This is a genomic window from Neisseria sp. HMSC055H02 (assembly GCF_001813335.1).
In the GTDB taxonomy this organism is placed as follows: Bacteria; Pseudomonadota; Gammaproteobacteria; order Burkholderiales; family Neisseriaceae; genus Neisseria; species Neisseria sicca_C.
Genome location: NZ_KV812076.1, coordinates 47458 through 61809, shown reverse-complemented (window position 1 = coordinate 61809; position 14352 = coordinate 47458). Strand labels below are relative to the sequence as shown.

Genomic DNA, 14352 nt, shown 5'->3' with positions numbered 1-14352 from the left:
ATGAGTGTCCAAGATTTGGGGGCCAGTTCAAATGTTCAGACGACCTTTCTTGAATACACTTTCCCGATAACTGATTTACCATTCACAATCGACCCTTATCAATTTCAATACTGCCAGCATATCCCAATAATCCCAACGGACGCAGCTTAGATTTTCAAGTAAAATCTACCCTGTCTGAAACACACTCAATCTCTCAGTAAGGAAAACATCATGAGCAACCATCACAAACTCATCATCCTCGGTTCAGGCCCCGCCGGCTACACCGCCGCCGTCTATGCCGCCCGCGCAAACCTCAAGCCCGTCATCATTACCGGCGTCGAACAGGGCGGACAACTGATGACCACCACCGAAGTCGACAACTGGCCCGCCGATGCCGAAGGCGTACAAGGCCCCGAACTGATGGCGCGTTTCCAAGCCCATGCCGAACGCTTCGGCACCGAAATGATTTTTGACCAAATCCACACCGTCGATTTGCAAAACCGCCCCTTCACCCTAAAAGGCGACATGGGCGAATACACCTGCGACGCCCTGATCGTCGCCACCGGCGCATCCGCCAAATATCTGGGGCTGCCCAGCGAAGAAACCTTTGCCGGCAAAGGCGTATCCGCTTGCGCGACCTGCGACGGTTTCTTCTATAAACAGCAAGACGTAGCCGTTGTCGGAGGCGGCAATACTGCCGTAGAGGAAGCCCTTTACCTCGCCAACATCGCCAACACCGTTACCCTGATCCACCGCCGCGACAGCTTCCGCGCCGAAAAAATCATGGTGGACAAACTCATGCAGCGCGTTGAAGAAGGCAAAATCATCCTCAAACTCAACAGCAATCTGGATGAAGTCTTGGGCGACGAAGGCGGAGTAACCGGCGCTCGTCTGAAACACAATGACGGCACTACCGAAGACATCGCCGTCAAAGGCGTTTTCATCGCTATCGGCCATAAACCCAACACCGATATTTTTAAAGGCCAGCTCGATATGGACGAAACCGGCTACCTGAAAACCAAAGGCGGTACGGGCGACAACGTCGGAGCGACCAATATCGAAGGCGTATGGGCGGCAGGCGACGTTAAAGACCACACCTACCGCCAAGCCATTACCAGTGCCGCTTCAGGCTGCCAAGCCGCGCTTGATGCCGAACGCTGGCTCGACCGCCAAGGGTTGTAAAACATCTCTGTATTGTATGGAGTAGAAACAGTTCGATTAGATTCATTCCAAACAAGCTGCTAACCCGATGTTCATATGACATTTTAAAAATTAAACATAAGAAAAAGTCGTCTGAAAATCCTAATCCCAGTTTTCAGACGACCTTTTTGTTTTAATCACGAGATTTAAAAAAAGCAATCACATTACAACCTTCTAATTCTGACGACCTTCATTCCTTCTACTTATAACAGTAAAACTATACAAGCTGTACTTCTTCGCCTTACCTGTTTTGCAACAGTCATAATAAAATAAAAACGGCAGATTGAATAAGCTGCCGTTTTCCATGTTTATGATTTATTTCCAGAATCTTAGGAATTTCTGATCGGAGCAGATTCCTCAACGACAGTTTCCAGAGGTTCAGGCTCTGTTGCAGATTCGGATTGTTCCGGCTCATCCTGACGAATATTGTGACTGTAATCTTTTGGCGGGCTAGGTTGTTTGCCTGCCATAATTTCCAACACTTGATCACGATCGATGGTTTCCCAATCCATTAAAGCTTTACACATGGTTTCCATTTTATCGCGGTTTTCATCAAGGATTTTGTAGGCTACCTGATATTGTTCGTCCAAAATACGACGTACTTCAGCATCAATATCTTGTTGCGTTTTTTCGGAAATGTTTTGAGAACGGGTAACGCTGCGTCCTAAAAATACTTCGTCTTCGTTTTCCGAATAAACCATGACGCCCATTTTATCGCTCATGCCGTAACGGGTTACCATCTCCCGCGCCATTTGCGTGGCACGTTCGAAATCGTTGGCAGCACCGGTCGAAATTCGACCGACGAAGATGTCTTCGGCAATACGGCCGCCAAACAAGATGGAAAGCTGACTGAGCATTTGGTCTTTATACATGCTGATACGGTCGCGTTCGGGAAGCTGCCAAGTCAAACCGAGCGCACGGCCGCGCGGCATGATGGTTACTTTATGAACGGGATCAGTAAACGGCAGGCTTTCGGCAACAATCGCATGACCTGCTTCATGGTAGGCAGTCGCACGTTTTTCGTCTTCATGCATTACCATGCTGCGGCGTTCTGGACCCATATAGATTTTGTCTTTGGCATCTTCGAAATCGCTTTGGTCGACTTTGGTTTTATTCCGACGGCCTGCAAACAGGGCGGCTTCATTAACCAAGTTGGCCAAATCCGCACCGGAAAAACCGGGGGTACCTCGAGCCAAAGAACCCAAATCAACAGATGAATCCAAAGGCACTTTTTTTGCATGTACTTTCAAAATCTGTTCGCGACCGCGGATATCGGGTAGTGGAACCACCACTTGCCGGTCAAAACGGCCGGGACGTTGCAAAGCGGGGTCTAATACGTCCGGACGGTTGGTTGCGGCAATAACGATAACGGTCTGGTTGCTTTCAAAACCGTCCATTTCTACTAAAAGCTGATTCAAGGTTTGTTCGCGTTCGTCGTTACCGCCGCCCAAGCCGGCACCGCGCTGACGGCCCACAGCGTCGATTTCGTCAATAAAAATGATACAAGGGGCGTTTTTCTTCGCTTGTTCAAACATATCGCGCACGCGGCTTGCACCGACCCCTACGAACATTTCAACAAAGTCAGAACCTGAGATACTGAAGAACGGTACGCCTGCTTCGCCTGCAATGGCTTTTGCCAGCAAAGTTTTACCTGTCCCCGGACTGCCCGCCAGTAAGATACCGCGCGGTACGCGCCCGCCCAAACTTTGATAACGGCTTGGAGCTTTCAGGTAATCAACGATTTCCTGTACTTCCTCTTTTGCCTCATCGCAACCGGCAACATCGGCAAAGGTAACTTTGTTGGCGTCTTTGTCCAAAAGGCGGGCACGGCTTTTACCGAAAGAGAATGCGCCGCCCTTACCGCCGCCACCGCTCTGCATACGCATAAAATAGAACCATGCGCCAATCAGCAGCAATACCGGCAACAGGCTGTAAAACAGGCTGGCGAGCATACTTGGTTTTTCTTCGGGGATAACGTTGACGCGGACTTTATTGTCCAAAAGCGTTTTAACCAAATTATCGTCCAAAGGCGCATTGGTGAAGAAAGAGGTTTTATCGGTACGCTCGCCTTTAATCAGATAACCGCTGACGACTGAGCCTTCGATATTGACATTGGCTACTTCACCGTTGTTTACCTGTTGGATAAATTGAGAGTATTCGATTTGCTGCTTGTTTTCCTGCTTGCTGGTCAGAGCGTTGAATGCGGCCATCAGGCCGACGCACAAAGCAACCCAGAGCAGAATTGACTTAAAGGTATTCCCCACTTAGCCAGGCTCCATGATATAAAGATAAACGAAAGAAAGATTTTAAAACACGCTGCCTGTATTGTCAGCGTTTATTTTTTCCTAATAAATAAATCTCACTGGAACGATTGCGCGATGCTTCGGGCTTGCGCGTCTGCACCGTTCCGAAGATTTCGCGCATGGCTGCCATATATTCCTGATAGCCCGCTCCCTGAAATACTTTCACCAAAAAGCTGCCGCCCGTTTTCAAATGATTGACGGCAAAGTCCAAAGCCAGTTCACATAAATAAAAGCTGCGGGCTTGGTCGGTTACGGCGTTACCCGACATATTGGGTGCCATATCGCAAATTACAAGGTCTAGCGGACGGTCGTCCAGCAGGGTTTCAAATTGCGCCAATACTTCGTTTTCCCTGAAGTCGCCCTGAATAAAAGAAACACCTTCTATTTCATCCATGGGCAGGATATCCAATGCGAACACGCGCCCTGAATTGCCGACCAGTTTTGCCGCGACTTGCGACCAGCTTCCCGGTGCGCTGCCTAAATCCGCCAAAACCGTGCCGGGTTTGATTAATTTGTCTTTTTCGTTGATTTCCAGCAGTTTATATGCGGCGCGGGCGCGATAGCCGTCTTTTTGTGCCATGTGGACGTAATGATCGTTGACGTGTTCGTGAAGCCAGGCTTTTGATGATTTTGAACGTACTGCCATAATTTATTTAGTGATATAGAGAAATGCCGTATTGTACGTTATTTTCTCCCGAGATTGCTCCAAATCGCGTACAATGCCGTATTATTCTTTCTTTTCAAGCATTAGAACATGACTGACAGTAAATTAAGCACTAAAGAAATTTTGGAATTGAAAGCCCGCGCCCATCACCTTCATCCCGTTGTAATGGTGGGACAGCAAGGTTTGACCGAGTCCGTTATCAAAGAAACCGATGCTGCTCTGACAGCGCATGAGTTAATCAAAGTCCGTGTACTCGGCGACGACCGCGCCGAACGCGTTGAAATTTGCAATGCGTTGTGCGAAGCCGTCGATGCGCAACTGGTTCAGCATATCGGCAAGCTGTTAGTGTTGTGGCGTAAAAACCTGGAGGCTTGAGAAAGCGTTTGGTTTCAAATAAAGTGAGGTCGTCTGAAAGCCTTGATTGGTTTTCAGACGGCCTTTGATTTTATGAATCTTGAAATCAGTGTAGAGATAAAGGCAGATCATTTTTTATCAAGACATGAAAGGTCGTCTGTAACACGAAAGCATGTTTCAGACGACCTCTCGGACAATGACTTACTTATCTAAGGTTTCGCGGATGATTTCTTTGACGGCGGTTGCATTGTTCGGCACGACTCGGACGCGCTGCGGCAATTTTTCCAAACCTTCCAACGCGGCGGGGCGCGGAATGGCGACATCGCCGACGGCTTCATGTATGGTCGCATCGAATTTCGCTGCCAACGCGGTTTCCAAGCAAACAACCATCTCCCCTTCTTCGCGCACTTCGCGGGCGACTTTTACGCCATCGGCAGTGTGCGGATCGATGAGTTCTTTGTCTTGCTCGTAAACCTGTTTGATGGTGGCGAGGCGGTCGGCGTGGGTAGATTTGCCGGAGGTAAAGCCGTATTTGCCGCCGACTTTTTCCAAGGCAAACTGCAAATCAAAGCCTTTGCCCGCCGCCACTTCCGCCCACAGCGTATTGATTTCCTGAGGATCGCGATCCATCAGGTCGAACACGAAACGCTCGAAGTTGGACGCTTTGGAAATGTCCATAGACGGGCTGGAGGTAACATAAGTATGCTCGCTGTTGCGCGGGCGGTATGCGCCGGTTTTGAAAAACTCGTCCAACACGTCGTTTTCATTGGTCGCGACAATCAGGCGGCGGATAGGCAAGCCCATCTGTTTGGCGATATGTCCCGCGCAAACGTTACCGAAGTTGCCGCTCGGCACGCAGAAGCTGACCTGCTCGTCATTGCTTTGCGTCGCCTTGAAATAGCCTGCAAAGTAATAAACCACTTGCGCAACGATGCGTCCCCAGTTGATCGAATTGACCGTACCGATATGGTATTTTTCCTTGAACGCGGCATCGTTTTGCACCGCCTTCACAATGTCCTGACAGTCGTCAAACATCCCCTTCACGGCGATATTGTGGATATTCTCGTCTTGCAGGCTGTACATCTGCGCGCGTTGGAACGCGCTCATTTTGCCGTCGGGCGACAGCATAAATACGTTTACGCCCTTTTTACCGCGCAAGGCATATTCCGCAGCCGAACCCGTATCGCCGCTGGTCGCGCCCAAGATATTGAGTTCCCTGCCCTTTTTGTTCAACACATATTCAAACGCATTGCCCAAAAACTGCATCGCCATATCCTTAAACGCCAGCGTCGGGCCGTTGGACAAGGCTTGGATTTTGATGCCGTCCGACAAAGTACGCACAGGCGTGATTTCCTTAGAGCCGAACGCCGCTTCCGTATAAGTACGGTTCAGAATATCGCGTAAATCGTCCGCCGGAATATCCGTAACAAACAGGCTCATCACCTCAAACGCCAGCTCCGGATAGCTCAAACCGCGCCACTTGTCCAAAGTCTCGCGACTGACCTGCGGATAACGCTCCGGCAGCATCAAACCGCCGTCGGGCGCCAGCCCCATCAACAAAACCTCGCTAAACGGTTTATGCGCCGTCTCGCCGCGCGTACTGATATATTTCATGATTTCTTCTCTATAAAAACAAAATATTGCCGATCCAAACAGGAAGACCGCCTGCGAACCATCCCGCAAGCCGCCCTATCCCGACCTTAATCCACTATAAACTTTCAGACGACCCTATACAAAAAGGTCGTCTGAAAACATTATCTATACAAACGCTTGAAACAAGCATTGACGGTTTTCACCGTTACCGACGCAATCGCCCGATCGCGCGAAGAAGGATTCAAAACATCCATCAACTCTTGCGCGGACACCTGATTCGGCGCCTCCTCGCTCGCGCAACCGCAGATTTTGTCTTCCCACTCGCGCTGCTTGTCCGCGCTCATCGTCAGCGCGACCAAACGCCACTCATTGCGTTTGTTCAACTCCGAACGGCATTGATGATCGACCGCCATTTTCACCACACTGCCGCCGATACCCGTACCGCCGCCCAAACCGCCGAACGCCGAGTCGGAATCATAAGCGCAACCGCCCAACAACGCCGCCACAGAAACAACGGCAACAATCTTTTTCATATTCATAGCCATCCCTTGCCGCAAGGTCGTCTGAAACGCCCCGCAAAGTCTTTAAACAAACGCGTATTATACCGTAAGCGGTGTGAGATGGGGGATTGGGGAAAGTCGGGGTATAATCCGTTTTTTTTTGGGAAAATAGAGGATTTATCAATGGCTGAATCAAACGAAAACACGCAAAACCCTAAAGACGATCAAGAGAAAATGACTGACGAGGGTATTCAAAAGCATCCAGAGCATACCGCTGCAAATAAACAGCCTGAATCAGAAGAAAATGCCACAGAAAATAATGATGCTGCAAAACAGGAAGAAATGAAACAAACTGATACGGTTGAGCAACCAAAAGAGCAAAGAAAACTGTCTGATTATTTGGAAACCATCAGCAAACTCATCGGAATATGGACAGTATTAGGAATACTCTTTGGTGGAGTTGTTATATATGTCTATCTCTTAAAGATTAATCAATTAAGTATTCTTCCTGATGTAATAAGCAATCCGTCTAACCTAATTGCTGCAATTACAATTTTTATAATTATTTCTATTATTATATTTTTTTTATACTATCTTTTAGTGCACTTATTGTTACCAGAATCATTTTCTGCTATACAGGACTATCGAAGCTCAAAATCCACCAAGTCAAAATCCACCAAGTCAAATCACTCTACAAAAATTTTTACTGGATTATATAATATATGTCTTTCCTTAATATTTTTATGGGCAATTTTTCAATCTCTTACGGTTCTTTTAGGATATTTACTCCCAAAAATAAATGATGAAGGCATATATTTCATTTCGTTCATAATCATATTATTCATATTCTTACTGATATTAATATATTATTATCGTAACAATTTGCTTAACTTCCTCAACTTAAACGACAAAGAATCTTTTATTTCCTTTACTAGGTTACTCATAATATTAATCATGATAATGTACCTAATGATATTAGGTATGGGCGATAAAACAAGAATCTTAAACTTTACTCATATCATTGAAATTCCTGAAAACTCTTCATGGTACTTATTGCATAATAACTTCCAACAAAACAACGGTTCTCAGGAGGTCAACGGTATTGATAAAAATGACTTGATCAAGTTAAAACAAAATTTCAAATGTTCTATTCTTTCAGAAGAAGAAAAAACAGAAAAAAACATTGAATGTTCTTCGATTCCCGAACAACGCAACAACGCCCTATACGGCTATATGGCGTGGAATTTAGGCGATACTAAGTTTTTCTGCCCAGCAACTACTGATAACACCAAAGCCGACTTCACTAAAGCTAAGGGCACTAAAGAACGAGAAGCAGCTGACAAATTAGCTAAAGAATGTATCGTTATCAGCGGAAAAGCCCTGCAAATCATGCCGGAAAGTTATATCAGTACCAATACTGATGGCATTGACGACAGTAATCCTGACAATATCGGTCATGACGATCCTGCAATTGATATTAACACTGACGTTAGATTCAAAAATGACCTCAATGCCCAATCCAATGCCGGATTAAATAATTTCAATGTCCAACCTGTCCTGCCGATACAATCCAATGCAAAAAATATGTCAATCCAAATTAATTACGGCAGCTGTAATCATGATTCGCCAAAAAACAAGGATGGTCATCCTGATATAGGATACACGGACAAAAAAATCTGCCAGTAAGTTATGGCAAATCCATGCCGTCATTCCCGCGCAGGCGGGAATCCATCTTTAAGGATAAGTAAAGCCATAAAAATCAATCAACTGAAATTCACAATCGGATTCCCGCCTGAGCGGGAATGACGGTTGTGATGTATCCTGTCTTTATTGTTCCCTTTGTCATCCGTCCGTTTTCAGACGACCTGTTATAATCCACGTCGTCTGAAAACCCTTTTCACGGAAACCGCCATGTCCGACCTTTTCACCCGCCAACCCAATGCGCCGCTTGCCGAACGCCTGCGCCCGCATACGCTCGATGATGTTATCGGGCAGCAGCATTTAATCGGCGAAGGCAAGCCGCTGCGTGTGGCGGTGGAAGGCGGGAAGCCGCATTCTATGTTGCTGTGGGGGCCGCCGGGCGTGGGCAAGACGACGTTGGCGCGGATTTTGGCGCAGAGTTTCAATGCCCAGTTTCTGCCTGTTTCCGCCGTGTTCTCCGGCGTGAAAGACATACGCGAGGCGATCGACAAGGCCGAAATCGCCTTGCAGCAGGGACGCGCGACGATTTTGTTTGTCGATGAAGTCCACCGTTTCAACAAGGCGCAGCAGGACGCGTTTTTGCCCCATGTCGAAAGCGGATTGCTGACCTTTATCGGCGCGACTACGGAAAATCCGTCGTTTGAAGTCAATCCCGCGCTGTTGAGCCGCGCGCAGGTGTATGTTTTGCAATCCTTGTCTTCAGACGACCTCAAGAAACTGATTGCCAAAGTATTGGCTTTACCCGAATACCGGGATTTCACGATTGAAGCCGATGCGCAGGAGCTGCTCGTCAATACCGCCGACGGCGATGCGCGCAGATTGTTGAATTTATTGGAACAACTTTTACGCGCCGCCGACACACGTCGTCTGAAAACCCTGACCGCCGAATTTCTCGCCGACAGTCTCGGGGCACAAATCCGCCGTTTCGACAAAGGCGGCGAGAGTTTCTACAACCAAATCTCCGCCCTGCACAAATCCGTGCGCGGTTCGCATCCCAATGCCGCGCTGTATTGGTTCTGCCGAATGCTCGACGGCGGTACCGACCCGCGCTACCTCGCCCGCCGCATCGTGCGCATGGCGTGGGAGGACATCGGGCTTGCCGACCCGCGCGCCTTCCAAATCGCCAACGATGCCGCCGCCACCTTCGAACGCTTAGGCTCGCCCGAAGGCGAACTCGCGCTGGCGCAAGCCGTGTTGTACCTTGCCGCCGCCGCCAAATCCAACGCGGGCTACAAGGCATACAACCAAATGCGCCGCTTCGTCAAAGAAAACGCCAGCGACGAAGTACCCGTCCACCTGCGCAACGCCCCGACCAAATTGATGAAGGAATTGGGTTACGGACGCGAATACCGTTACGCCCACGACGAACCAAACGCCTACGCCGCCGGCGAAAGCTATATGCCCGACGGCTTGGACGAACCGGACTTCTACCAACCCGTCCCGCGCGGACTGGAAATCAAAATCGGCGAAAAGCTGGAATGGTTGAAATCGCTGGATGAAGAGGCGTTGGATAAGCAGAAGTAAAGGGTATGGATAAAGTTTCAGACAACCCCAAAGGTCGTCTGAAAATCCAATCATCGAAAAGAAAAACCGGATTTCCATCAAAGGAATCCGGTTTGTTTTATTCCAAACTTAGAAATTCATGCTCACGCTTATGCGGACGGAGCAGACGGGTAACGACTCGATGTATTTAAACAAAACAACTTTTTCAGACGACCTTTTTATACAGCCCCCTTATTTCCGCATCCCAACCAACATCCGACACACGACCAATCCTGCCGCCGCCAAGATTGCGGCGGCAAAGCCGATGTTGGACATGCCTGCCCATACGGTAACGTAATGTCCCAAAAGCGCGCCGCCGCCGATACCGACGTTGTAGAGGCCGGAGTAAATCGAGTTGGCTACATCCGTTGCATCCGAGGCAAAGTCCAATACTTTGGAGACCATGCCGAGGCTCAAGACGACGATGGCGATGCCCCAGACAAACACCAGTGCGTAAACGGCTATCGGGTAAGCGGCAAGGGGAAGCAGGCAGAGCGTCGAAGCCAAAATGACGGATACCGAGGTCAGCAGGAATACGCGTGGGTGTTTGGCAAACCATTTGCCGAACAAATACGACGCGGCAAATCCCGCCAGCCCGTACAGACTCAAGACGATGGTCACTTGTTCGGGTACGAAGCCGCCGGCTTGCAGGACGAAGGGTTCGATATAGCTGTATGCCGTAAAGTGTGCGGTAATCAGCAGGACGGTCAGTGCGTAGAGCAGCATGAGGTTTTTACGCTTGAGCAATCCGGGCAGGCTTTTGAGCGAACCTGTGTTCACGCTGGGCAGCAGCGGCAGGTTTTTCGCCAATATGCCCATGACCGCCGCCGCGCAGAGTCCGATAAGCAAAAAGCTGAATTGCCAGCTCGAATGTTGCCCGATAACGCGCCCTAGCGGGATGCCTGCTACCATCGCCATGACCGTCCCCGTACTGAGTAGCCCCAAAGCCTGATTGCCTTTACCCTGCGGCGCGACACGTACCGCCAGCGAGGCGGTAATCGACCAAAACACGGCGTGCGTCAGGGCGATGCCGATACGGCTGACGAGCAGGATTTCGAAACTTCGGGCGAAATAGGAAACGATGTGGCTGAGGGTAAAGAACGCGAAGAGGATGAGCAGCAGCTTTCGGCGTTCGATGTTTTTCGTTACCAGCATCAGCGGCAGTGACAGCAGCGCGACAATCCAGGCATACACGGTAATCATGATGCCGACTTCGGTCGGCGGCATATTGAAGGTTGCGCCGATGTCGCTCAATAGGGCAATCGGGATATATTCGGTGGTGTTGAAAATGAATGCGCCGACCGCCAGGGCGATGACGCTTAGCCATTGTTTGTTTGTGTTTGCCGACATTGGGGTTTCCCTTTTTATATTTGTCTTCAAAAATTTATCGATTTTGTAATTATACTACTTTCAGACGACCTTCTTACTGCGACGACGCAAATTTCCACTCTAGACGCTCCCGCATCATCGGCATACAATCTTTGCATGAACACCAAACGCCCCAAGCTCTCCCGTTTTGCCCATATTTACGGTATGAACGGGCAATTCGTCCTGTTGGAACAGCATTCCGAGTGGATGCCGGTCAACGATGCCGACTACGACAACGCACCCGCATTGCCGGAGGGGTTCGTGTTTGCGGACGAAGCGTTTTATACAACCGACGGCAGCGTGCCGCCGCTCATCCTGCCCGACAACATCAAAATCTTCAACGAAGAAGCACGCAAACTCGAACGCCGCAGGCTCGATGCGCTGGCTTTGGAAGAGTTGGGCAAAAACCTAGCCGCCGCCCAAGCCGAGACCGACCTCGAAGCCCTGCTCGAAAAAATCGACTTTCATTTGAAACAAGACAATCTGTTCAAATAAAACTTTTCAGACGACCCTCCAAGCAGCAAAGGGGTCGTCTGAAAGATAAAATCGTTGACAATCCAAACCGATTTGGTACATTGTTCAACACTTATCAATCCCCGTTTCCCAACCGACAAAGGAGTCGAGAAGATGTTTTCAAAAAGCGTCAACCTAGCCCAATATGATCCGGAGCTGGCAGCCGCCATCGCCCAAGAAGACCAACGCCAGCAAGACCACGTCGAACTGATTGCTTCCGAAAACTACGTCAGTTGCGCCGTGATGGAGGCACAAGGTTCGCAATTGACCAACAAATACGCCGAAGGCTACCCCGGCAAACGCTACTACGGCGGCTGTGAATACGTCGATATCGTCGAACAGCTGGCAATCGACCGCGTCAAAGAACTCTTCGGTGCGGAATACGCCAACGTCCAACCCCATTCCGGCTCCCAAGCCAACCAAGCCGTGTACGCCTCCGTCCTCAAACCCGGCGACACCATCCTCGGCATGAGCCTCGCCCACGGCGGCCATCTGACCCACGGTGCCAGCGTCAACATTTCCGGCAAACTCTACAACGCCATTACCTACGGCTTGGATGAAAACGAAGTCCTCGATTACGCCGAAGTCGAACGTCTCGCGCTCGAACACAAACCCAAAATGATCGTTGCCGGCGCATCTGCCTACGCCCTGCAAATCGACTGGGCGAAATTCCGTGAAATCGCCGACAAAGTCGGTGCCTACCTTTTCGTCGATATGGCGCACTACGCAGGCCTGATTGCCGGCGGCGAATACCCCAACCCCGTCCCATTCTGCGACTTCGTGACCACCACCACCCACAAAACCCTGCGCGGCCCGCGCGGCGGCGTGATTTTGTGCCGAGACAACACGCATGAAAAAGCGTTGAACTCTTCCATCTTCCCAAGCCTGCAAGGCGGCCCGCTGATGCACGTCATCGCCGCCAAAGCTGTTGCGTTCAAAGAAGCCCTGCAACCCGAGTTCAAAGAATACGCCAAACAGGTGAAAATCAACGCCGCAGCGATGGCGGAAGAATTGGTCAAACGCGGCTTACGCATCGTTTCCGGCCGCACCGAAAGCCACGTTTTCCTCGTTGACCTGCAACCGATGAAAATCACCGGCAAAGCCGCCGAAGCCGCATTGGGCAAAGCAAACATTACCGTCAACAAAAACGCCATTCCGAATGACCCGGAAAAACCGTTCGTTACCTCCGGCATCCGCATCGGCTCCGCCGCCATGACCACGCGCGGCTTCAACGAAGCCGACGCCCGAGTCCTCGCCAACCTCGTTGCCGACGTTTTGGAAAATCCTGAAGACGAAGCAAATCTGGCAAACGTCCGCAAGCAAATCACCGCGCTTTGCGACAAATACCCCGTTTACGGCGCATAACCGGCTTGCCCGTTTAAATATCTTGTCACACGGAAAGGTCGTCTGAAAATCTTGAAAAAGGGTTTTCAGACGACCTTAATTTCTCATTTCAGACTACAATACCGAATTTAATTCTCTCATCAACCCGACGAACTCCGTCTCATCATAAAAGCAAGGAATACCCATGCACACCGAAGCCGTTTTAACCGTATTGAAAAACCTGCAAAACCAAATCTGCACCGCGCTTGAGCAAGAAGACGGCGGGGCGGTGTTTGCGCATGAGGAATGGACGGGCAAATTGGGCGTAGGCGAAACCCGCGTCTTGAAAAACGGCGCGGTATTCGAGCAGGCGGGCGTGAATTTTTCGCATGTGAAAGGCAGCAAAATGCCCGCTTCGGCGACGGCGCACCGTCCTGAACTGGCGGGCGCGGCGTTTGAGGCGATGGGCGTGTCGCTGGTGATTCATCCGAAAAATCCGTATGTGCCGACCAGCCATGCGAACGTGCGCTTTTTTATCGCGTATCCGGAGGGCGGCGAGCCTGTGTGGTGGTTTGGCGGCGGCTTTGATTTGACGCCGTTTTACCCGTTTGAAGAAGACATTTTGCATTGGCACACGGTGGCGCGGGACGTGTGTGCGCCGTTTGGGGAAGCGGTTTATCCCGAGTTCAAAAAATGGTGCGACGAGTATTTTTACCTGAAACACCGCGGCGAAACGCGCGGCGTGGGCGGTTTGTTTTTCGATGATTTGAGCCGCTGGGATTTCGACACCTGCCTGAATTTCATCAAAGCGGTCGGCGAAGGCTATATCGAGGCGTATCTGCCGATTGTGGCGAAACGCAAAAACACGCCATACGGCGAACGCGAACGTGATTTCCAGCTTTACCGGCGCGGGCGTTATGTGGAATTTAATTTGGTTTGGGACAGGGGCACGCTGTTCGGCCTGCAAAGCGGCGGACGTACGGAAAGCATTTTGATGTCCATGCCGCCTTTGGTGCGCTTCGAGTATCGATACGCGCCCAAAGAAGGTTCGCCCGAAGCGCGGCTGAACGAGTTTCTCACCGCCCGCGACTGGCTCTCGGAGATGCAATAATGGCGGATAAACGCAAGCCCGACGCCCATCCTTCGGACAAATTCATCCTTGCCATGATTGTCATGGCGGTGTTCCTGGTAATCATCATCGGCGGCGGATTTATCGCCGTAGAGTATTTTAAGGCGCATCCCGAAGTGTTTGAATTGAAGCCGCCTGCGAAATAGTGCAAACAGAGACCTTTGCAAAATTCCCCAAAATCCC

13 protein-coding genes are annotated in these 14352 nt (G+C 50.1%); 8 read left to right on the top strand and 5 right to left on the bottom strand.

All coding sequences use genetic code 11. From position 1 onward, the window contains the following. Nucleotides 1–210 precede the first annotated feature (210 nt). Nucleotides 211–1161, top strand: a complete 951-nt coding sequence (gene trxB / locus HMPREF2907_RS03020; RefSeq protein ID WP_045073357.1) for a thioredoxin-disulfide reductase — start codon at nt 211–213, stop codon at nt 1159–1161. Nucleotides 1162–1508: 347 nt separating this feature from the next. Here trxB and ftsH read toward each other — a convergent pair whose 3' ends face one another. Both ftsH and HMPREF2907_RS03010 read right to left on the bottom strand, forming a co-directional pair. Beyond that, the gene (gene ftsH, locus HMPREF2907_RS03015; protein WP_070679932.1) at nt 1509–3443 is read right to left on the bottom strand and encodes an ATP-dependent zinc metalloprotease FtsH; all 1935 of its coding nucleotides are present in this window, start codon (nt 3441–3443) and stop codon (nt 1509–1511) included. A gap of 64 nt (nt 3444–3507) precedes the next feature. Beyond that, nucleotides 3508–4128 carry an RlmE family RNA methyltransferase gene (locus HMPREF2907_RS03010; RefSeq protein ID WP_070679929.1) on the bottom strand — a complete coding sequence of 207 codons (621 nt, stop codon included), beginning with the start codon at nt 4126–4128 and terminating at the stop codon, nt 3508–3510. A gap of 108 nt (nt 4129–4236) precedes the next feature. Here HMPREF2907_RS03010 and yhbY point away from each other — a divergent pair, with 108 nt between their 5' ends. Then, entirely contained in the window at nt 4237–4521 is a 285-nt protein-coding gene (gene yhbY / locus HMPREF2907_RS03005) for a ribosome assembly RNA-binding protein YhbY (protein ID WP_070679926.1), read from the top strand. 180 nt (nt 4522–4701) lie between these two features. Here the strand turns inward: yhbY and thrC are convergent, their stop codons facing one another. Further along, nucleotides 4702–6114, bottom strand: coding sequence for a threonine synthase (thrC, locus tag HMPREF2907_RS03000; RefSeq protein WP_070679923.1), 1413 nt, complete (start codon nt 6112–6114; stop codon nt 4702–4704). A 140-nt stretch (nt 6115–6254) separates the two neighbouring features. Beyond that, nucleotides 6255–6632 carry a hypothetical protein gene (locus HMPREF2907_RS02995; RefSeq protein ID WP_083310659.1) on the bottom strand — a complete coding sequence of 126 codons (378 nt, stop codon included), beginning with the start codon at nt 6630–6632 and terminating at the stop codon, nt 6255–6257. A 144-nt stretch (nt 6633–6776) separates the two neighbouring features. Here HMPREF2907_RS02995 and HMPREF2907_RS02990 point away from each other — a divergent pair, with 144 nt between their 5' ends. Next, complete coding sequence (locus HMPREF2907_RS02990) at nt 6777–8279, top strand: hypothetical protein (protein ID WP_070679920.1); 1503 nt, start codon at nt 6777–6779, stop codon at nt 8277–8279. A gap of 225 nt (nt 8280–8504) precedes the next feature. Next, complete coding sequence (locus HMPREF2907_RS02985) at nt 8505–9818, top strand: replication-associated recombination protein A (RefSeq protein WP_070679917.1); 1314 nt, start codon at nt 8505–8507, stop codon at nt 9816–9818. A 210-nt stretch (nt 9819–10028) separates the two neighbouring features. Here the strand turns inward: HMPREF2907_RS02985 and HMPREF2907_RS02980 are convergent, their stop codons facing one another. Beyond that, complete coding sequence (locus HMPREF2907_RS02980; RefSeq protein ID WP_070679915.1) at nt 10029–11186, bottom strand: sugar transporter; 1158 nt, start codon at nt 11184–11186, stop codon at nt 10029–10031. Between the two features lie 135 nt (nt 11187–11321). Between HMPREF2907_RS02980 and HMPREF2907_RS02975 the strand changes: the two genes are divergently transcribed. From HMPREF2907_RS02975 to HMPREF2907_RS12835, 4 genes are all read left to right on the top strand, one after another. Beyond that, nucleotides 11322–11699 (top strand): hypothetical protein, encoded by a 378-nt coding sequence (locus HMPREF2907_RS02975; protein WP_070679912.1) that lies wholly within the window; start codon nt 11322–11324, stop codon nt 11697–11699. Nucleotides 11700–11831: 132 nt separating this feature from the next. Next, nucleotides 11832–13082: a serine hydroxymethyltransferase gene (gene glyA, locus HMPREF2907_RS02970; protein WP_070679908.1), complete on the top strand. Its 1251-nt coding sequence runs from the start codon at nt 11832–11834 to the stop codon at nt 13080–13082. Between the two features lie 163 nt (nt 13083–13245). Beyond that, complete coding sequence (gene hemF / locus HMPREF2907_RS02965) at nt 13246–14151, top strand: oxygen-dependent coproporphyrinogen oxidase (RefSeq protein WP_070679905.1); 906 nt, start codon at nt 13246–13248, stop codon at nt 14149–14151. Continuing rightward, nucleotides 14151–14315 carry a hypothetical protein gene (locus HMPREF2907_RS12835; protein WP_003760121.1) on the top strand — a complete coding sequence of 55 codons (165 nt, stop codon included), beginning with the start codon at nt 14151–14153 and terminating at the stop codon, nt 14313–14315. The genes hemF and HMPREF2907_RS12835 overlap by 1 nt, the downstream gene beginning before the upstream one ends. Nucleotides 14316–14352: the final 37 nt, after the last annotated feature.

Excerpts from the sequence above, each read along its gene's own strand:
- HMPREF2907_RS03010 (WP_070679929.1), bottom strand. The coding sequence starts at position 4,128 with ATGGCAGTACGTTCAAAATCATCAAAAGCCTGGCTTCACGAACACGTC.
- HMPREF2907_RS02980 (WP_070679915.1), bottom strand. The coding sequence starts at position 11,186 with ATGTCGGCAAACACAAACAAACAATGGCTAAGCGTCATCGCCCTGGCG.
- HMPREF2907_RS02975 (WP_070679912.1), top strand. The coding sequence starts at position 11,322 with ATGAACACCAAACGCCCCAAGCTCTCCCGTTTTGCCCATATTTACGGT.
- hemF (WP_070679905.1), top strand. The coding sequence starts at position 13,246 with ATGCACACCGAAGCCGTTTTAACCGTATTGAAAAACCTGCAAAACCAA.
- glyA (WP_070679908.1), top strand. The coding sequence starts at position 11,832 with ATGTTTTCAAAAAGCGTCAACCTAGCCCAATATGATCCGGAGCTGGCA.
- trxB (WP_045073357.1), top strand. The coding sequence starts at position 211 with ATGAGCAACCATCACAAACTCATCATCCTCGGTTCAGGCCCCGCCGGC.
- thrC (WP_070679923.1), bottom strand. The coding sequence starts at position 6,114 with ATGAAATATATCAGTACGCGCGGCGAGACGGCGCATAAACCGTTTAGC.
- HMPREF2907_RS12835 (WP_003760121.1), top strand. The coding sequence starts at position 14,151 with ATGGCGGATAAACGCAAGCCCGACGCCCATCCTTCGGACAAATTCATC.
- HMPREF2907_RS02985 (WP_070679917.1), top strand. The coding sequence starts at position 8,505 with ATGTCCGACCTTTTCACCCGCCAACCCAATGCGCCGCTTGCCGAACGC.
- HMPREF2907_RS02990 (WP_070679920.1), top strand. The coding sequence starts at position 6,777 with ATGGCTGAATCAAACGAAAACACGCAAAACCCTAAAGACGATCAAGAG.
- HMPREF2907_RS02995 (WP_083310659.1), bottom strand. The coding sequence starts at position 6,632 with ATGAATATGAAAAAGATTGTTGCCGTTGTTTCTGTGGCGGCGTTGTTG.
- yhbY (WP_070679926.1), top strand. The coding sequence starts at position 4,237 with ATGACTGACAGTAAATTAAGCACTAAAGAAATTTTGGAATTGAAAGCC.